Genomic DNA, 19,270 nt, shown 5'->3' with positions numbered 1-19,270 from the left:
TATTTCCTTTTATTTTTTAAACCATAAATCATTCAAGAATCCAGAAAAGATTAAGAATGACAGCATGACGACATGGAAGGTGACAACCATGCCAAGCAACTGAATCCAGCGATTCTCAGGTAGAGCAGGCTTCCCTGCTTTTTTCCGTTCCTTATTGAGCGTTTTTTTCTTGCGAATCCAAGCGTCATTGATAACCAGTCCAATCCCATGAAAGAGTCCATAGGCGATGTAGTACCAGGTCACACCGTGCCAAAATCCCATAATCAGCATATTGACAATGTAGGAAACACTTGAGGTTACATTGCGATTCTTAAAGACCTTCTTTCTGGTTAACACCATGACCATTCGCATAAAGACAAAGTCACGGAACCAGAAAGAGAGACTCATATGCCAACGATTCCAAAATTCCTTTAAATCCCTTGATAAAAAAGGCTTATTAAAGTTGATAGGGCTACGAATTCCCATCAAATTTGAAATGGCTAAGGCAAACATAGAGTAACCTGCAAAGTCAAAGAAGAGCTCCAGACCAAAGGTATACATAACTGCCAAAGCATAGAGGTTAAAGAAACCACCTGACTGCAGGGCTAGATTCTTCAGAGGAGGTAGTAAGGTTTCTCCTAAAACATGAGCTAGGATAAACTTATACAAAAATCCCCACATGATATAGCGAACAGATTCATCCAGCATATCCATCAACTCATCCCGCTCAGGAATGGTCTGATAATTTTCATTAAACCGCTTAAAGCGATCGATTGGGCCACTTGAAAAGGTCGGCATGAAGAGAAGGAAACGGAGGAATTCCCAGAGGGTAAAATCCTTAATCACTCCATCTCTCAGCTCGATGATAATTCCAACCGAACGAAAAGTCAGATAAGAAATTCCCAAAAAACCAAGCAAAGACTGCGTTCCATTGATAGCCGGCTGCACCTTGACAAAGATAATCGGAAGGAGGGATAGAAAGCTAACTAGGTAGAAGACCCACTTGCCATCCTTACTTTTTCGATAATGCTTGTAGAAGAGTACGAGCACTATTTCCCAGCAAAGGTAAATACCCAAGGCAGCTAGTTGATTGGTCTTCCCACCTACCAACATGGTGACAATAAAGAAGAGGCTAACCAGCACTTCATACCAGGCAAAGCGTTTCTTGAAAAAGAGACCGATAAAGATGGGCAAGGTTGCAGCAATCACATAGGCAAAATACTGAGGATTGCCGTATGACTCTAAATGAGGAAGCTGTTGAAAGAACTCCATCATCTCTTATTCACCTCGTTAATCAATCCTTTGATGTCAATCTTTCCATTTGGAGTCAGTGGTAAACTGTCTCGATAAAGGAATTTAGACGGCATCATATAAGACATCATAATATCTGTCAGATCTTCCTTGATGGCCTTGGTAATATCAATATCACGTTCAAACTGTTCACGAACACCGTCTTTTAAGATGACATAGGCCAGTAGATTTTGTACCTTGTGGTCCTTATTATAGCGCGGTACTGCGACAGCAGACTCGATAAAGCGAGACTTGTTGAGGTTTTGAGAGACATCTTCTAACTCAATGCGGTAACCGTTAAACTTAATCTGGAAGTCCATGCGTCCGCCGTAGAGAAGCAAGCCTTCATCTGTCATGGTTCCCACATCACCTGTGTGATAGGCTGGCAGTCCTTCAAATTCAAAGAAGGCTTCCCCTGTTTTTTCAGGATTGTTCATATAACCTTTTGAAACAGCTGGTCCAGAAACAATGATTTCTCCCTGTTGACCATTTGGCAATTTATTGCCGTCCTCGTCAATGATAAAGGTTGGAGAATCAGCCTTGGTATAGCCGATTGGTAGGCGTTTGAGAGTCGCCAACATCTCGTCTGTCACAGCAACAGCTGACAAGGCTACTGTCGCTTCGGTTGGACCGTAAGCATTGATAATACGGGCATTTGGGAAACGCTCGCGCAGTTTTTGAGCTGTTTTAACCGTCAATTCTTCGCCATCAAAGTAGAAATGCGTGATACCAGGCATTTTCTCGCTGTTGAAGTCTTCAGACAACATGGCCATATCTGCAAAAGAAGGGGTTGATGTCCAGATAGCAATCGGCAATGAAAAGATAGTCGCAAAGAGTTGCTTAAAGTCCTGAGTGATGACTGAAGGAAGAGCGAAAAGCGTACCACCCAGTGCCAAGGTCGGCGCCCAGTACATGACAGACAGGTCAAAAGAATAAGGTGGCTGAGCCAGCATTTGCGGACGACTTGGCGTCGCAAATTCCTTATCCGTAATCATCCAGTTGGTAAAGCTGAGGAGGTTATCATGGGAAATCTGCACTCCCTTAGGCTTACCAGTCGTACCAGAAGTAAAGATAATGTAGTAGTTATCATCGCCCTTGACTGGATGCGTGATTTCATAGTTATTCCCTTGGGCAAAGGCTTCTTGAATCTGAGCTAGAGTCATCATCGGTGTAGAAACCTGCTCCAATGGAAAGTCTGAGATAGCAATAATCAAACTTGGCTCTGCTACTTCTACGATAGCTGAAACTCGCTCCAAGGCTGAATGACTGTCAATGGGAATGTAGGCGTGACCTGACTTAGTCAGCGCTACAAAGGTTGCCAACATTTCATATTCTTGGCCACCAAAAACAACCACAGGAGACTTCTCAGGCAAATCTAGTTGGTCAATGGCTGCAGCCAAACTATCCGAATCAGCCTTTAAATCGCCATAAGTGTGTTCCTGACCCAAAACATTGTAAACAGGATAGCTAGGCTGTGTCTGAGCAAAATGCTCAATGGTTTCAATCATATCTGCTATTGGTTTATTTGACACAATAGGGATTCTCCTTCAAGTTAAAATTCATTATAGATAAAGCTTCCTTGACCCTGACCAAGATAGCTAAAGAAGTAAAGCAGCCCTAGAAAGATAAGAAAATACAAGGCTGTCCGACCAAGAAAGAGGTACAATTCTTTTCTCTGTTTCATCAAGAAAAACCATTCATTTCTGTAATTTTTCGCTAAAATAAGAGTGATTCTTACTAGCTTATTTTTCTACCATTGTACCACTTTATATAGTATCTTTTCAATTGTTTACCGTATGTTTCCAATAGATTTCAGCTTATTTTAAGGATTATGCGGTTTTTCTATGTCTATTTCAAAAGAAAAAAGCCTGAGATTTCCATCTCAAGCTCTATCAAAATAATTGTTTTCTAATACTCAATGAAAATCAAAGAGCAAACTAGGAAGCTAGCCGCAAGCTGTACTTGAGTACGGTAAGGCGACGCTGACGTGGTTTGAAGAGATTTTCGAAGAGTATAAACTAGAAAAGTGAGAATACAAGCACTGCCAAGGCTGCTCCGATAACAGGGCCTACAACAGGAATCCAGGCGTAAGACCAGTCTCCATCTCCCTTATTTGGAATTGGCAAAAGGCTGTGCATGATACGAGGTCCAAGGTCACGTGCAGGATTCAAGGCATAACCTGTTGTACCACCTAGTGATAGACCGATACCGACAATCAACGTTCCCACTGCAAAGGTTCCGATTCCTGCTTGAAGGTCATAAAGTCCCAAAGCAAAGATTGTCAATACCAATACAAAAGTTCCTAGGATTTCACTAATCAAGTTTGATACAGTATCCTTGATGGCTGGTCCAGTACTGAAGGTTGCCAGGATATTGCCTGCATTTTCTTCTGCCTCATAATGCGGCTTGAATTGCAACCAAACCAAAATCTGACCCAGCATAGCCCCTGCGAACTGGGCTAGGATATAAGGGAAAACGGAAGCCCAAGGCAGACCACCTTTCAAGGCCACACCAATGGTCACAGCTGGGTTTAAATGAGCTGGACTAAGTTTTCCAGATACAAATACTGCAACCGCAACTGCAATTCCCCACCCCATAGTAATCACAATCCAACCTGAGCTGTTGCTCTTGGTTTTCGGAAGAACCACACCTGCAACAACACCATTTCCTAGAAGAATCAGGATTAAAGTCCCTAAAAATTCTCCAAATAATTCATTCATCATCTTTCTGTCTCCATTAAAAAGAAGGGGCGGGCGGCAAGGGATGCTACCCTCCACCTCTTTTATTTTTTCTTAATTTTTTAATTCTGCTAAATCATTATTAGCGAGGGCTGCTTCGACGTCAGCACGGTAAGCTGCTTTTTCTTCTTCTGTCCAGTCATAGAATCGTCCCATTTCATCCAATACTGGCTCAACGATGCTATCCAAACTATCACGCATAAAGAGCATGTGGTTGGTACGACGAAGAAGGAAGTCAACTGGGCTAAGAGCCAACTCATTGCGCATTGCATAGTGAAGGGACAAGGTGTCTGCTAAACTGAGTCCTGGCGCTTGTTCCAAACTATGAGCAAGTGCAAAGACTTTCGGTGCATTTGAACCGTAAAGATTTGCTAGGTAATGAGCTTCCTTGCTATCCAAACCACGTGACACTCCAAGTTGCGAAAAGGCTTCGATTTCTGAGTCCACATTTGCTGGGTTCAATTCCCCACCTGAAACAGGGTAAGTCTTCGAGTTGATGAGTTTAAAGCTACGGTCAAATTCTGCTTTGAGGATGTCAACCACGCGCTCCATAGCTCCTTCAGCCATCTTACGGTAGTCTGTGATTTTACCACCAGCCAGGGTCAAGAGACCATTATCGTCTCGGTCCAAGCTAGAACCACGAGAAACTGCAGATGGATCCAAATGTTTCTCAGAGGTACTGCTTTCAAGCTTGCTGACAGCAGACTCAACATCTTCACGTGTTTTTTCTTTGGAGAGATAAGATTCAACAGTCGCAATCAAGTTGTCAAAGCTTTCATCACTGATGGTACCGTTATTTCCACCATTATAGTCAGAGGCACTGTTACCTGCGATCAATGGACGAAGACCTGCCCAGCTACTTTCAATGTCAGCAACTGTAATATTCGCTTCTGGGAAGCGGTTGTTGACAATACCAAGTAGGTAATCTACATCTTCCTGAGTCACTTTTGGATGTTCCAAATCACCTGTGTAGTCTGTATCAGTTGTACCAAAGTAGGTCTTGTTTTCACGTGGGAGAACAAAGACCATACGACCATCACCCAAACCAGTGTCAAAGTAAACTGGCTGTGAAACCTTGATTTTGCTTGAATCCACTACCAAGTGAACTCCCTTAGTTGGGCGCATTTGTGAGAATTGCGTTCCCTTATTAGACAAATTACGTACTTTATCACTCCAAGGACCTGTTGTATTAATAACCAGACGGGCCTTGATTTCAAAGACTTGGTCTGTCAAGAGATCACGAGCTACAACACCTGTAATCTTGCCACTTTCATCAAAAAGGAAGCCTTCTGCCTTCACGTGGTTGGCAATGAGGGCACCGTCTTGGTTGGCACGTTTGATGTTTTCAATCACGAGACGCGCATCGTTGTTACGGAAGTCAAGATACACTCCACCTCCTACCAAGCCTTCTTTCTTCAAGTTTGGCTGGCGTTCCAAGACTTGATTCTTACTCAAAACCTTGTTAGCAGCTGGTGTATTGTTGACACCTGCCAAGAGGTCGTACAAGTCCATGGCTACTTTAAGACGGAAGAGGCTAAAGGTCGCTCCATCTTCATCGTAAACTGGTAAGAGCATTGGGTCTGGTTTTGGAATGTGTGGAGCAATTTGTTGTACTACTGCACGTTCTGAAACCGTATCTGATACTACTTCTACGTCGAATTGTTTGAGGTAGCGAAGACCGCCGTGAACCAATTTTGTTGAACGGCTGGATGTTCCTTCTGCGAAGTCCTGCATTTCAATCAAACCGGTCTCAAGACCGCTAGCTGCCGCCTGCAAGGCTACACCAGCCCCTGTGATTCCTCCACCGATAATCAAGAGATCCAGGGTGCGTTCCTGCATTTTTTTAATTGACCATTCACGTGTTTTCTTTGAAAATTCCATATTTACACACCTTCTAAATAAATCGCTTTATTCTGCCAGTATTAGTCGTCTACTTCCGCAAAGACTTGCGTTGCTTTCACAGCCTTCTTCCAGCCCTTGTAGAGTTGTTCCTTGCGCGATTCGTTCATCGATGGTTCAAAGAGTTCTCCTGTCTCGTTCAAAAGTTTCAACTCATCCAAGTTTTTCCAGTAACCTACTGACAAACCTGCTAGGAAGGCTGCTCCTAGAGCTGTTGTTTCCAAGTTTTTAGCGCGTGCAATGTCAATACCTAAAATATCAGCTTGGAACTGCATGAGGAAGTTATTCATGGCTGCACCACCATCTACCTTCAAGACTTGGATAGCTGTCTGCGCATCTACTTGCATAGTGTCAATGATATCACGTACTTGATAAGCAATAGATTGAAGAGTTGCCTTGATAAAGTCTTCTTTGCTTGTTCCACGAGTCAAACCAAAGACAGAACCGCGAGCATTTTGGTTCCAGTATGGTGCTCCTAGTCCTGTAAAGGCTGGAACGACATAAACTTCATCATCATTGTGAGAATCACGAGCGTATTTTTCAGATTCTGGTGAATTTTCAACCATGCGAAGACCATCACGAAGCCACTGAATAGCACTTCCTGCGATGAAGATAGAACCTTCCAAGGCATAATAAACCTTACCGTTGATTCCGTAACCAATGGTTGTCAAGAGGTTGTTTTCAGACAACTGCATTTCTTCACCAGTATTCATGATGATGAAAGATCCTGTTCCATAAGTATTCTTGACCATACCAGGTTCAAAGGCCAACTGTCCAAAGAGGGCTGCTTGTTGGTCCCCAGCCATACCAGAGATTGGCACCTCTCCACCATAGAAATGGAATGGCGCTGTTTGACCGTAGATTTCAGAGTTAGAACGAACTTCTGGCAGCATAGCCTTCGGAATGTTGAGAATTTCCAAAATCTCATCATCCCATTTGAGTTCTTTAATGTTATAAAGCATGGTACGAGCTGCATTTGAGTAATCCGTCACGTGAGCCGCACCGTCAGTCAATTTCCAAACCAACCAAGTATCGATAGTACCAAAGAGCAATTCCCCTTTTTCTGCTCGCTCTTGAGCGCCCTCTACATGATCCAAAATCCAACGAACCTTAGTAGCAGAGAAGTAAGCATCGATGATCAAACCAGTCTTTTCATGGAATTTTTCCACATAACCTTGGCTTTTCAGCTGTTCAGCCAGAGGAGCTGTCTGACGTGATTGCCAAACGATAGCATTGTAGATAGGAAGTCCTGTTTTCTTATCCCAAACGACCGTTGTTTCACGTTGGTTGGTAATCCCGATTGCCTCAATCTGACTTGGTTTCACACCACTTTCGATGAAAGCTCCAGCAATAACAGACTGGACGGAATTCCAAATTTCATTGGCATTGTGCTCTACCCAACCTGCCTGAGGGAAAATCTGCGTAAATTCCTTTTGACTCGAGCTAACCTTTTCCCCTTTTTTGTTGAAAATGATGGCACGAGAACTTGTAGTTCCCTGATCAATGGCCATGATGTATTTTTCTTGTGACATGTGCTGTCCTCCTGATAAAGATCTTGAGGTGTTTCCTCTTTACACTTACTAGTATACAAAATAAAGCGCTTTCTTATTTATCAACTTTTTTTAATTTTTAAAAAAATGTGAGGAGATTGTGTGAATTTCACAAAAAAGACCTCAAAAGTTAGATTTAATAACCTATTTTAATGAAGAAGTAGCTAATAAGAGTATTTTTGCTAAGATTTACGATATGAAAAGTTTACATAATGCAATTATTTAATACCCATTCATAGTGTGATATAATATTGTTAATAACTAAAAACACCTCAAAATATAAAAAAGGGGAGAATTTTATGGCTAAAAAGAATCAATCTAATCGTCTAACTAACCAACATAAAGATTCAAGAGGAGTAGTAGGTATATTCGGAGAAGATGCAAAATCTCATGATATTGCCGTAGGCACTATCTCTCATCTAGTAAAATCGAAACTAGAGGAATTATATCCGATGTTAGAGTTTAGATTTAGAAAATCAGTTAGTAAAAAGGAGATTAATCATTATCTTAGTAAGCTGGATAAAGATTTAGGAAAAACTTTATTTACACAGAATGCAAGTATTATTCCTGACGGCGGTATCATTGAGGTAAAAGATGATTCAGGCAGTTGGCGTGTAGTTCTAGTAACAGAAGCTAAACATCAAGGAAAAGATATTGAAAATATTAAATCAGGTAAACTAGTAGGAAAAAACAACGACCAAGATTTAATGGCTGCCGGAAATGCTATTGAACGCTCACATAAAAATATTGCTGAAATAGCAAATTTTATGCTATCCGAGGAACACTTCCCTTATATTATTTTTCTAGAAGGTTCTAATTTTTTAACGCAAACTATCTCTGTAATACGGCCAGACGGACGGTCTGTTATACTTGAACATGACTCAGGAATACTAAACCGCTTAGACAGACTAACTGCTGCCAATTACGGCATGCCAATCAATACTAATTTGTGCAAAAATAAATTTATAAAAAATAAAGACAAATCAATAATGCTTCAAGCAACCTCTATCTATACAACTGGTGATGGAAGTCACTGAAATCCTCAGGAAATGTTTAATATAATGTTAGATGTTGCTAAGACGTCTCTTAAAGTTTTGGGAAGCGATATTTTTAACCAATTAACAAGGAGTATGGAATAAGATAATGAGAAAAAACGAAAATGATTTTTTAAGAAAGGCAAAAAAAAAATAAAAATGATGAGTTCTATACTCAACTACAAGATATAGATAGGGAGTTACATCATTACAAGGTACATTTCAAAAACAAAATTATATTTTGCAATTGTGATGACCCCAGAACTAGCAATTTTTATAGATATTTTGCTCAAAATTTTAATGAACTTGGTTTGAAAAAGCTGATTGCATCCTGTTATATCGAACAACAATTTGATTTATTTAGCTTAAATTCAGAAATTTCAAATGGCTTTTACTATGAATACACTGGGAAAAAAGAAGAGGTCATTATTCCCAGTCTAAATGACGTGACATTTTTTAAAGGTGACGGTGATTTCCGCAGTGAGGAAAGTATGAAACTATTAAAAGAAGCAGATATAGTGGTAACAAATCCACCATTTTCACTTTTCAGAGACTTCCTTGCACAAGTTGTTCAATATGATAAACAATTTTTAATCATTGGCAATATTAATGCTATTACTTACAAAGAAACTTTTAAACTCATAGAAAACAATAAAGTTTGGATGGGGATAAATATGGGACGTGGTATTTCTGGATTTATCGTTCCAGACCACTATGAACTCTATGGGACAGAAACCACTATAAATGAACGTGGTGAAAGAATTGTTTCCCCTAATAACTGTTTATGGCTAACAAATTTAGATAATTTCAAAAGGCACGAGGACATTATTCTTACCAAAAAGTATAAAAATAATGAAGACCAATATTTAACCTACGATAATTACAACGGTATCAATATCAATAAAACAGTAGATATTCCTTATGATTATCGAGGAGTTATGGGAGTTCCAATAACTTTTCTTCATAAGTTTAATCCAAATCAATTTGAAATTGTTGGATTCCGAAAAGGAGATGACGGAAAAGATTTATCAATAAATGGTAAGAGCACTTATTTTAGGATATTAATTAAAAATAAGAAGTTTCAAACGACTAAATAGGCTGGTAGTATGATGAGTTTTACGAGCAAACAAATATCTAATTTTTTGGATGATAAAATTTTATTTCGATTTACAATTAACAGTAACAATACTATAAACTTCAACGAACGTGAAGCGATGTTTACTTTTGATCAAATTGAAAAAGTAATAAAAACTAATTTTGACTATTGGAAGATTGTTTCAGAAAAAGCACCATCTAATTATTATTCAAATTGGCAAATCATGAATAATAAGATAAATGGCATAAGGAAATTTCTTTCTGAGATTGACGACTTAAATACGGATACTATAAATAACTATCTTTATTATAACTTGTCAAGTAGTCGTGAAACTACTGAGCAAGGGAAGCTTGTTTACATACTATCAATTGATTCACCTATTGATAAAGATTTAGAAATTCGAAAAATAAAGAGTTTTGTTTCATTCTATATAGAGCAAACAACAGACAATCTTACAGAAGCGATAAGAAGTTACATCTATCTCTCTAAGAATATAAGTTCTATAGGCAATTATTTTTCAAGCTCTTATCCATACCAATTCTATCCGGCTCTGTATTTACTTAGAAAACAGTTCTCTAATATTAGGGAAAATATATTCGACTTTGAAAAAAATATTATATATCCATTAACCAGTAAGTTACAAGAAATTTCTGATAATTCTAATGAACAATATAAAGAAATTACCTCTTTTATCGAAAACAGATACAATGATATTCAACAACAATTTGATGATAAGGCCATAGAATTAAAAGAGTTTCAAAGCTCAATAAATCGTTGGCAAAAGGAAAAGAAAGATAAACTTGAACATTTAGAGGAGACTTATAAGAATAAACTATCATTGGAGGCACCCGAACAACTCTGGAATAAACGTGCTACAGAATATATAAAGCAGGCTAGAAATTGGACTATCATCCTTATTGTAACTGTACTAGCTTTAATTTTTACTTCGACAAAATTAATTACAGTTATACATAATTATTCTTTAGATATCATCAAAGAAATTCCTTTTCTTTCAGAATCATTCGTATTTATTTCTGTTATTTCTTTCTTTATCTATATAATTAGAATACTGGTAAAAATCGTAATGTCAAATCATCATTTAGCCACCGAATACAAACAGAAAGCAGCTTTAACTAGATTTTATCAATCTTTGACTTATGCTGGTACAAATATTGATAAAGAGGAAAGACTAATCATTATTAATTCATTATTTAGTAGAATTGATACAGGTCTTATTAAAGTAGATAACACAAATGATAACGAGGTAATTCTAGCAATTTTGTCTAAGAATATAAAATAAAAGGCTGAGCAAAAAGAATTTAAAGTCAAACAAACGCATATTGTCAAGTGTTGAAAAGACTCGATAATATGCGTTTTATTGCAGAAAATTTTACTTCTTTTTCTCCTAAAATTGAGTTTTTTTGCCATCTTCTTTAACTAAACAATAACTGGCGAATCGCTACCAAATCTTCCATATCCAAGTCGTTTTTTAAATAATAGACTGGCGTCTGTTCCTTCTTATGAATCGGGTTATTGGTAACCAGCAAATCATAATGCCGACTAGGGTCATAAGCTTCAATGGTAATAAAACGATTGTATTCCAAATACCGTTTCAAAATGGCTGCCATCCTTGAAAAGACAAGAAAACCAGATGTCAAATCCAGACCGATCCGCATATGCTGGCCACCGTTTTCAGCCATATATTCGATTAACTGGAGCCATTCCCAGAGAATCTTCTTATCTAAATCTGTCCCCTGTTGAAAAGCAGGCAGAGCATGAAAAATCTCCTCTGCTGTCTCTTTAAAATCATGTTCCATCAGTAAATATGGATGACGATTCTCTAACTGGTACTTGTAGCGATCCTGTAAAATATAGCCCTTATAGAGATAGACTTGAGCACAAAGCTGACTGAGTTCATAGGTGACATGGTCCTCTGTATAATCCCCCAGTAACTCCTCTTTCTTCATTTCTTGAATCAATTGCGTCAGTAAACCTGCCAACTGTCCTCCAAAACCAAGGATATACTCCATAGTATGAAGAGGAAGAATGCGATGAGATAGGAGGAAAGAGAAGAATATCATCATCTCCCCATCCTCAGTTCCGAGAGGGAGGTGTTGCCCAGCAAAAAAGGACGGAGCCTTTCGATGCAAACGAAGGTAGAAAATATTGTCAAAATACCCTCGCATTTTCTCTTCTATCACTTGAAACTGACAAGCATTGACCCGAAGACGTTGTTGACTGATATGAGCCCAGAGAACCAAGTCCAATTTCTGACCCGAAGACAAACTTGCACCGCAGATTTCTTCTAGTGTAGCAATTTCCTGCTTTCTCGCTGGTTTCTGCATGTGACCTTCCCACTCCTGACTAGACCAGACCTTGCGGAAAAGACAGAAATAGAAATAGCGAATCTGATGCTCTGGACCTCGCCAACGTCCATTTTGGATGGATAAATCAAATTCTGACAAAATCTGATTTAAACCAGCCAAGTGACGCCCAAGCGTAGCCTCGCTAATCATCAATTCTTGAGCCAGCTGATGGGCTAAAAATTGTTGGTGGTAGAGAAGATAGACCACAATCTGGTATTTAACAGCATTCTCCAAAAACAAGCTCCGAATATCTCTCCCCTTGGTAGCTGCACCGATCGACAGGCGCAGATTTTCATTTTCTAAGTGAATAGTCAGCTCTAAACCACTATCCAAAGTCTTGTCATTGAGCAGGGTGACATATTTGGTTAGGGTTGCTTTTGAAAATCCTGTTTCTTCCATTACAGCCTTGACGGTCGTCTGAGACTCTTGTAATAGAAAGGAAAGGATTGAAAATTGACCACACTCGGCTTTCTCCATCAAATCTCCTAAATACATTTGTTACCCCTTTCATTTTCTACCTTAAGCATAGCATAAATCTTACAAATGCTGAAATAATCTGTTTCTCTTTTTATTTACCTGCTGATTTCCTAGTCCATTATCCTGAAAATCAGCAAACACACGGCTCCCCCTTTGGGCATTTTTATGCTAAAATAGTAGCTATGGATAAAATTATTAAAACTATATCAGAAAGCGGAGCCTTTCGTGCTTTTGTCCTTGACAGCACAGAAACCGTCCGCACTGCTCAAGAAAAACATCAAACCCAAGCTAGCTCAACTGTAGCACTTGGTCGAACTCTTATCGCCAGCCAGATTCTCGCAGCCAATGAAAAAGGAAATACCAAACTAACAGTTAAGGTGTTGGGATCTAGCTCTCTAGGTGCCATCATCACGGTCGCTGATACCAAGGGGAACGTTAAAGGTTACGTTCAAAATCCTGGTGTTGACATTAAAAAGACCGCAACTGGTGAAGTTCTAGTCGGACCTTTTGTTGGAAATGGTCAATTTCTCGTTATCACAGACTACGGCATTGGAAATCCTTATACTTCCTTGACCCCACTCATCTCTGGAGAGATTGGTGAAGACCTGGCCTTTTACCTGACTGAAAGCCAGCAAACGCCTTCAGCAGTCGGTCTCAATGTCCTTTTGGACGAGGAAGACAAGGTCAAGGTTGCAGGTGGTTTCCTAGTTCAAGTCTTGCCGGGAGCCAAGGAAGAAGAGATTGCCCGCTTTGAAAAACGCATCCAAGAAATGCCAGCTATCTCTACTCTTCTCGAAAGCGACGACCATATCGAAGCCCTCCTCAAGGCTATCTACGGGGACGAAGCCTACAAGCGTCTTTCTGAAGAAGAAATCCGTTTCCAATGTGACTGTAGCCATGAACGCTTTATGAACGCTCTTGCCAGCCTTCCAAGCTCAGACTTACAGGAAATGAAAGAGGAAGACCACGGGGCAGAAATCACTTGTCAATTCTGCCAAACTACTTACAACTTTGATGAGAAGGACCTGGAGGAACTCATTCGTGACAAATCTTAATACACCTTTTATGATTGGCAATGTTGAGATTCCCAATCGTACCGTTTTAGCGCCTATGGCTGGCGTGACCAACTCAGCCTTTCGTACCATCGCAAAAGAGCTCGGAGCTGGACTCGTTGTAATGGAAATGGTCTCTGACAAGGGAATCCAATACAACAACGAAAAAACCCTGCACATGCTTCATATCGATGAAGGCGAAAACCCTGTCTCTATCCAACTTTTTGGTAGCGATGAAGACAGCCTAGCACGCGCAGCAGAATTTATACAAGAAAACACTAAGACCGATATCGTCGATATCAACATGGGCTGCCCTGTCAACAAAATCGTGAAGAACGAAGCTGGTGCTATGTGGCTCAAGGATCCAGACAAGATTTACTCCATCATCAACAAGGTCCAGTCTGTCCTTGATATTCCACTTACTGTCAAAATGCGTACCGGCTGGGCCGACCCATCTCTGGCAGTTGAAAATGCCCTCGCTGCTGAAGCAGCAGGTGTTTCTGCCCTCGCCATGCATGGCCGTACCCGTGAACAAATGTATACAGGTCATGCAGACCTTGAGACCCTTCACAAGGTCGCTCAAGCTTTGACCAAGATTCCATTTATCGCCAATGGTGACATCCGTACGGTTCAAGAAGCCAAACAACGCATCGAAGAAGTCGGTGCTGACGCAGTTATGATTGGCCGCGCTGCCATGGGAAATCCTTACCTCTTCAACCAAATCAACCATTACTTTGAAACAGGAGAAATCCTCCCTGATTTGACCTTTGAAGACAAGATGAAAATCGCCTACGAACACTTGAAACGATTGATTAACCTCAAAGGGGAAAACGTAGCAGTTCGTGAATTCCGTGGCCTCGCTCCTCACTACCTCCGTGGAACATCTGGTGCAGCTAAACTCCGTGGAGCCATTTCACAAGCTAGCACTCTGGCAGAGATTGAAACCCTCTTGCAATTGGATAAGGCTTAATAGACCAAAACCCGTAACTCTCTTAAAGGTTACGGGTTTTTGACTGTAAAAATTCAAATACTAAGGGTTATTATTGACTCAAAGCAACACTGGAAACCTTGCCATCCGCTCCTGTTGTAATTTGGATGATTTTTCCTCCACCAATTTTGGCATTATACTTGCCATCATCAAGAGTATAAGAGTAGCCTCTGATAGAGTAGTTTTCTTTCTTTCCATCAGCAGATTCTACTGTGAATTGACCTCCTGATGAAACTGTGATGGTTTCGCCATTTGCTCCCTTCCAATTGCCCGCTGCAGCTGAGAAATCACCATCTACCATGGTTAAAACACCCTTGTAGCGTTTATTTTGCTCTGCTTGTTTGTCTTGAAGTTTGCGGTCAGTTGTAGGATCATAGCTTGATTGGTTAGACTGGGATTGAGGAGCCTGTTGAGTTGAAGGAGCCTGAGCAGGAGTTTGTTGACTAGCTGCCTGTTGATTAGACACTTCTTGACCTTGTCTTTGCTCTGGTGCAGGTGCCACTTGTGATGGCCTTGCAGTTGCTGAAGATTGATCAGTAGATGCCTTGGCCTTTTCAGATGAAGCTGAAGTTGAGGACTTCTGAGTCTTGCTTTCTTTGCTAGAAGAGGCTGCTTTAGAGCTTGATGACTGGCTTATCTTAGCAGAACTGCTTGCTTGAGTTGTTTCCTTTTTATTTCCACAAGCTCCCAGTAGCAAGGTAGAAGCCAATACAGTTGCTACCATCAATTTGATATAGGTTTTCTTTTTCATTTTTCTACTCCTTTGTAATATTTTAGAAATATAAAGAAATCTTTTTGTAATGGAATTGTAACATTTAGATTTAAATATGTCAATAATTTATTTAAACTATTTTAAAAATCTCACATAATTTAAACACCTTTACTCCTCCTATTCTTCTATTCGTAATCTAATAGAAAAAACAGAGAAAAATTCCTATTTTGTTTAAAATTTTTTAAATCGCTCTTATTTAATCGCTTACATATTTAGCTGCAAAGGAATATAATAACAGTGAAATAGAATATAGGAAGTGCACTCTTATACTAAATAAGTATTTCAAGTATCTTCCTTGGTTGATTTTGGGAGCAATTGGTTCCTATAAATCCGCAACTCACTATGGCAAAACTTCGTTTGATATCTTCTATCTGACCACAGTCTTTATGATTTTCTATATAGCTTTGTTATTCCTACACGAAAAATATCTCAAGTATCGATACAAAGACTTTTTACTCACATGTTGAGCAATTCTAAGAAAGATAACTATCCCTAAAAACAGTCGCAACAGCAAAGCAAACTAATAAAGGCAAACAAAGAGGTCAGGAACTTTATCCCGACCTCGTTTTTTATTTCAATCGATAGGTTTTTCTTGGTTTCTTTTTAGGCACTCGTTTGAGTCCAACTTCTTCTACATATTCTCCGTATTTTACGAGAAAGTTATTGCTGACGATTGGACGACCGGGGTTGATGAGATTGACCAGTTCAGTCCCTTCATAGACAGTGAACTCCTCCTCCAGCAGATAAAGGAAGGTCGGATTCCAGTCGAGACGGCCTTGGATTCGTTTGATAGACTCTTGAATAATGGCATAATGGTCAAAAGCGAAGGCTTGTTCCTCCAACTCCACTCCCTCTAGGTAGCATTTGCCTGTCTGAAAATCGACATCTACAAAAAACACATCCTTGGCATCGTCTCCTGCTTGAACAAGTTCTAATGCACGACTAGGCAAATAAACCAAGTGGGCAATGGTCACTGTCCAGCCCCGTGGATCACGGCCGGGAGTCGATACGGTCATCAATTGCTCAATTTTTTCCAAAGGAAGATCGAGATTGACTTCTTCTCTCACCTCACGCTGACAGGCATGCGCAGCATCTTCGCCCTTGTCCATAAATCCTCCAACCAGAGCCAAACAATTTTGATAAGGGTGAGCCTTGCGGCGAATTAATAAGAGCTTGATTTTTCCTTCAACAAAGCAGTAGGCTACCATATCCACCGTCACACTTGGTTTTTCGTATTGAGGGAGTTCCTGCTTGTAGTACCAATCTAAAAACTCCTCCTGACTTGCATGAATTTCAAAATATTCTTTTTCCATCCCTGCTGGAATCATCGTGTCCGTCATTTTATGCCTCCTTACGAACTGCCTTGGTCCATTGGTACCAACCTACTAGACTATTGAGAGTGTAAACCCAGTACATCCCTTGGATGTGGATATTTTCACCCCACCAGAGATAAATACTAAAGAGATTGGTTGCAATCCAGAAAATCCATTGCTCACGATAGAGACGGGTCATCAAGAGCTGACCGACACCATTGGTCGCATCGGTAACACTATCACGGAAAGGGCGAGCACTATGGATACTTTGATAAGCCAAGCCCATACCAATCCAAATGATAGCAGTCAAGGCCAAGTACTTGAGCCAATCAAAAATAGATAATTTCTTAGCTTCAAAATGAGATTCTTCTGCTTTTCCTTGGTCATTAATACGGTTGGACAGCCAAGCATAGAGGCCAATCGGCTGCATGACAAAGAAGTAAACGGTCGTCAAGACTTCGCCATAAAAAGTCGCATCCATGGCCAAAATCAAATAGATAGCAGAGTTAATAGCCCCAAAGAGATAATTGCTTGCACGACCTTCTGCTACCAAGATAACACAGACAATCCCAGTCCAAGATACAAACAAGCTTAACCAATCATGACTATCTATATTTTGAGTGAATTCCAAGATAAAGGGAACACTTGACAAGGCGATGAGATACAACCACTGGAAGAGGCTACGACCGACAAAGAGATCTTTCCAGAGCAAGTGCATGATTCCTGCAAAACCGATTTTGCGAGCTTCTGCATGAACATTTTTAAAGTTTTCGATAAATTGTGTGATTTTTTCAGTTAGTTTTTTCATATGTTTCTCCTAATCTGCTTGGTAAATGGTATCAATAGCCACTTTTGCTGCTTCATAATTTCCTAGATAATCCTCAGCTAGATAAACTAGTGGAATGTTTGCTAAGTAGCGCTCCCTCATCTGGTCCAAATGCTGGGAAAAACTATGACGAATATGGTCTTCTGCCATAGTCATATCTCTAAATCCGTCATTGACATAGGAGCCAATAGGTTGCACAAAGAAAATCAAGTCCCATTTTTCCTTAGCCAAGATCGAGGCAAAGAGATTATCAAAAGTCTCTCCCGATAAGTCCCCTTGATCCTCTGACTCCATGTAATAATCATAGTAGCCCTTGGTTACTAAGGAGTTGGTGTCTGCTATCACCAGTCCCCTATTGGCATTACTGTCAATTAACTTAGAGGTCTGGTCATACTGCCACAACAGGAGATAATAGTAATCCTTTGGAGTCAATTCATCGTCGCGGACATTGTTTTTGATCTGGTACTCACGTGCATATTCCAAGCTGACTGGTGCATCGTAATACCTAGCCAAATCCTTTGCCAGAGTGGTCTTCCCATTGCTAGCACTTCCCATAATCAACACTTTCTTTGTAAACTGACGTCGGAAGGGTTGAGCAATATATTTCCAATATTTGCTTGGGTTTTCTCGAATCATAGTCTCTGAGATACCAAACTTTCTTTCTTGCAAGACAGTCTCAAAGCCACGATTTGATAATTCTTGCTGATAGTCTGCTTCTCCCACAAAGAAGATCAGTTCTTGTTGGGTTTCATCATAAGAAATCTCCGCTAACATTTTGTCCAACCACTCCTGCCAACCCATAGGGTAACGGGGAAGATTGGTCTCATCTAACTTACAAACCGAGGTCAACTCGTCATCACCAAAGGCCTCTCGGATATATCGAAATCTTTTTTGAAGCGTTAAACCTACCTGCTCCCCTCTATCTCCCTCATAGCCTGAAACGACAACCCAGACCTGGTCACACTGCCGCTTGGCTCGCTGGATCAGATCGATATGACCCTGATGAAGCGGAGCAAATGTCCCAAATATCACTGCTGTTTTCTTTTTCATAAACGCATTGCCTTTTTATAGTTTTTGATATTTTTATTATCTATGTTTTTATTATAAACTATATTTTTGTTTTGTCAATAGTTTTTATCATTTTTATAAAAACATTGCGAAAAAGAGAACCAAGTGAAAGTTCTATAATGAAGTTAGCCACCCAGCCCTCCTAAAAATTAGATGGTTCAACTAGCTGATAGCTAGCACTCGATTTCATTTGATAAGAGGCTTGATGCTGTTAGGCTGACAAGCCAAGGCTAAGATTAGCCTTGGTTTAGCTGACAAAACTGCTTCAAGGGTTCCTCTTGTCAAATGAAAGCTCTTCTAGGCATAAGAAAACACCTCTGTGTTATACTTGTTGTTCAATCACAAACACAAGAAAGGCACAGAGATGCAAAACCATTATACTAAAAAGCCAAACATTTGACAATCGATAGCCGTCGCTTAATCGAACGATGAAAAAAGGAAGGGAAATCAAATAGAGAAATCGCCTCTTTACTTGGAAAAGCTCCTCAAACTATCCATACTGAAATCAAGCGTGGGACAGTCCGACAATGTCTTGGAAAAGGACGCTTTAAAGAGGTTTATTCTGCCGACTATGCTCAACAGTCTTATGAAAATAATCGCAAGCGCTCGGTCAAGAAATCAAGATTGAACAAGGAGCTGAAGGAAAAGATTCTCCACTATCATAACCAAAAAGTTTCGCCTGAAATGATGGTCAAGGCTAAGGGCGTTAACGTGGGAATTTCTACCATCTACTACTGGATCCATCATGGAAAATTAGGATGGTCAAAACAGGATCTGCTCTATCCTAGAAAAGGAAAATCTGTTAAGAAACAAGCTAGCACC

The 19,270-nt window shown here is 40.1% G+C and carries 15 protein-coding genes and 3 pseudogenes; 7 read left to right on the top strand and 11 right to left on the bottom strand.

Annotation, left to right across the window (positions count from 1 at the left end; all coding sequences use genetic code 11):
• Positions 1–9 precede the first annotated feature (9 nt).
• The 6 genes from dltB to glpK form a co-directional block, all read right to left on the bottom strand.
• Complete coding sequence (gene dltB / locus HT693_RS06520; protein ID WP_172925040.1) at positions 10–1,254, bottom strand: D-alanyl-lipoteichoic acid biosynthesis protein DltB; 1,245 nt, start codon at positions 1,252–1,254, stop codon at positions 10–12.
• Positions 1,251–2,801: a D-alanine--poly(phosphoribitol) ligase subunit DltA gene (dltA, locus tag HT693_RS06515; RefSeq protein ID WP_172925038.1), complete on the bottom strand. Its 1,551-nt coding sequence runs from the start codon at positions 2,799–2,801 to the stop codon at positions 1,251–1,253. Before dltA ends, dltB begins: the two co-directional genes overlap by 4 nt.
• A gap of 20 nt (positions 2,802–2,821) precedes the next feature.
• Positions 2,822–2,953 (bottom strand): teichoic acid D-Ala incorporation-associated protein DltX, encoded by a 132-nt coding sequence (locus tag HT693_RS06510; protein ID WP_000813667.1) that lies wholly within the window; start codon positions 2,951–2,953, stop codon positions 2,822–2,824.
• Positions 2,954–3,287: 334 nt separating this feature from the next.
• On the bottom strand, positions 3,288–3,992 hold the full coding sequence (locus HT693_RS06505) for an MIP/aquaporin family protein (protein WP_031233680.1): 705 nt from the start codon (positions 3,990–3,992) through the stop codon (positions 3,288–3,290).
• A 69-nt stretch (positions 3,993–4,061) separates the two neighbouring features.
• Positions 4,062–5,888: a type 1 glycerol-3-phosphate oxidase gene (gene glpO / locus HT693_RS06500; protein ID WP_050971525.1), complete on the bottom strand. Its 1,827-nt coding sequence runs from the start codon at positions 5,886–5,888 to the stop codon at positions 4,062–4,064.
• Between the two features lie 41 nt (positions 5,889–5,929).
• Positions 5,930–7,438: a glycerol kinase GlpK gene (gene glpK, locus HT693_RS06495; protein WP_023939036.1), complete on the bottom strand. Its 1,509-nt coding sequence runs from the start codon at positions 7,436–7,438 to the stop codon at positions 5,930–5,932.
• A 317-nt stretch (positions 7,439–7,755) separates the two neighbouring features.
• Between glpK and HT693_RS06490 the strand changes: the two are divergent.
• The 3 genes and pseudogenes from HT693_RS06490 to HT693_RS06480 all read left to right on the top strand — a co-directional run bounded on the left by HT693_RS06490 (position 7,756) and on the right by HT693_RS06480 (position 10,886).
• Positions 7,756–8,595: pseudogene (locus HT693_RS06490) on the top strand (EcoRI family type II restriction endonuclease).
• Positions 8,596–8,678: 83 nt separating this feature from the next.
• Positions 8,679–9,587, top strand: coding sequence for an adenine-specific methyltransferase EcoRI family protein (locus HT693_RS06485; RefSeq protein ID WP_345890523.1), 909 nt, complete (start codon positions 8,679–8,681; stop codon positions 9,585–9,587).
• 9 nt (positions 9,588–9,596) lie between these two features.
• Positions 9,597–10,886 carry a DUF6161 domain-containing protein gene (locus HT693_RS06480; RefSeq protein ID WP_023934039.1) on the top strand — a complete coding sequence of 430 codons (1,290 nt, stop codon included), beginning with the start codon at positions 9,597–9,599 and terminating at the stop codon, positions 10,884–10,886.
• Positions 10,887–11,019: 133 nt separating this feature from the next.
• Here HT693_RS06480 and HT693_RS06475 read toward each other — a convergent pair whose 3' ends face one another.
• Complete coding sequence (locus HT693_RS06475; RefSeq protein WP_050971524.1) at positions 11,020–12,447, bottom strand: helix-turn-helix domain-containing protein; 1,428 nt, start codon at positions 12,445–12,447, stop codon at positions 11,020–11,022.
• 164 nt (positions 12,448–12,611) lie between these two features.
• Here HT693_RS06475 and hslO point away from each other — a divergent pair, with 164 nt between their 5' ends.
• Positions 12,612–13,484 (top strand): Hsp33 family molecular chaperone HslO, encoded by an 873-nt coding sequence (gene hslO, locus HT693_RS06470; protein WP_000357839.1) that lies wholly within the window; start codon positions 12,612–12,614, stop codon positions 13,482–13,484.
• On the top strand, positions 13,471–14,451 hold the full coding sequence (dusB, locus tag HT693_RS06465) for a tRNA dihydrouridine synthase DusB (RefSeq protein WP_166728331.1): 981 nt from the start codon (positions 13,471–13,473) through the stop codon (positions 14,449–14,451). The genes hslO and dusB overlap by 14 nt, the downstream gene beginning before the upstream one ends.
• 70 nt (positions 14,452–14,521) lie before the next feature.
• On the opposite strand, the gene HT693_RS06460 is transcribed toward dusB, so the two are convergent.
• Positions 14,522–15,220 (bottom strand): hypothetical protein, encoded by a 699-nt coding sequence (locus HT693_RS06460; RefSeq protein ID WP_023936780.1) that lies wholly within the window; start codon positions 15,218–15,220, stop codon positions 14,522–14,524.
• Between the two features lie 287 nt (positions 15,221–15,507).
• On the opposite strand from HT693_RS06460, the pseudogene HT693_RS12030 reads away from it, so the two are divergent.
• Positions 15,508–15,737: pseudogene (locus tag HT693_RS12030) on the top strand (hypothetical protein).
• Between the two features lie 73 nt (positions 15,738–15,810).
• On the opposite strand, the gene HT693_RS06455 reads toward HT693_RS12030, so the two are convergent.
• From HT693_RS06455 to HT693_RS06445, 3 genes are read right to left on the bottom strand one after another with little or no spacing between them, the layout of a single operon-like run.
• Positions 15,811–16,581, bottom strand: coding sequence for an NUDIX hydrolase (locus tag HT693_RS06455; RefSeq protein ID WP_023941177.1), 771 nt, complete (start codon positions 16,579–16,581; stop codon positions 15,811–15,813).
• Position 16,582: 1 nt separating this feature from the next.
• A complete protein-coding gene (pnuC, locus tag HT693_RS06450) occupies positions 16,583–17,362 on the bottom strand; it encodes a nicotinamide riboside transporter PnuC (RefSeq protein WP_023941179.1) in 780 nt (259 codons plus the stop codon).
• Between the two features lie 9 nt (positions 17,363–17,371).
• Positions 17,372–18,430 carry an AAA family ATPase gene (locus HT693_RS06445; RefSeq protein WP_050208092.1) on the bottom strand — a complete coding sequence of 353 codons (1,059 nt, stop codon included), beginning with the start codon at positions 18,428–18,430 and terminating at the stop codon, positions 17,372–17,374.
• 382 nt (positions 18,431–18,812) lie between these two features.
• Between HT693_RS06445 and HT693_RS12025 the strand changes: the two are divergent.
• Positions 18,813–19,270: pseudogene (locus HT693_RS12025) on the top strand (helix-turn-helix domain-containing protein); the annotation flags it as partial.

The sequence above is a fragment of the Streptococcus sp. 2154 genome, assembly GCF_013277255.1.
GTDB classification, from domain to species: Bacteria; Bacillota; Bacilli; order Lactobacillales; family Streptococcaceae; genus Streptococcus; species Streptococcus pseudopneumoniae.
This window is presented reverse-complemented; position numbering and strand designations above follow the sequence as displayed.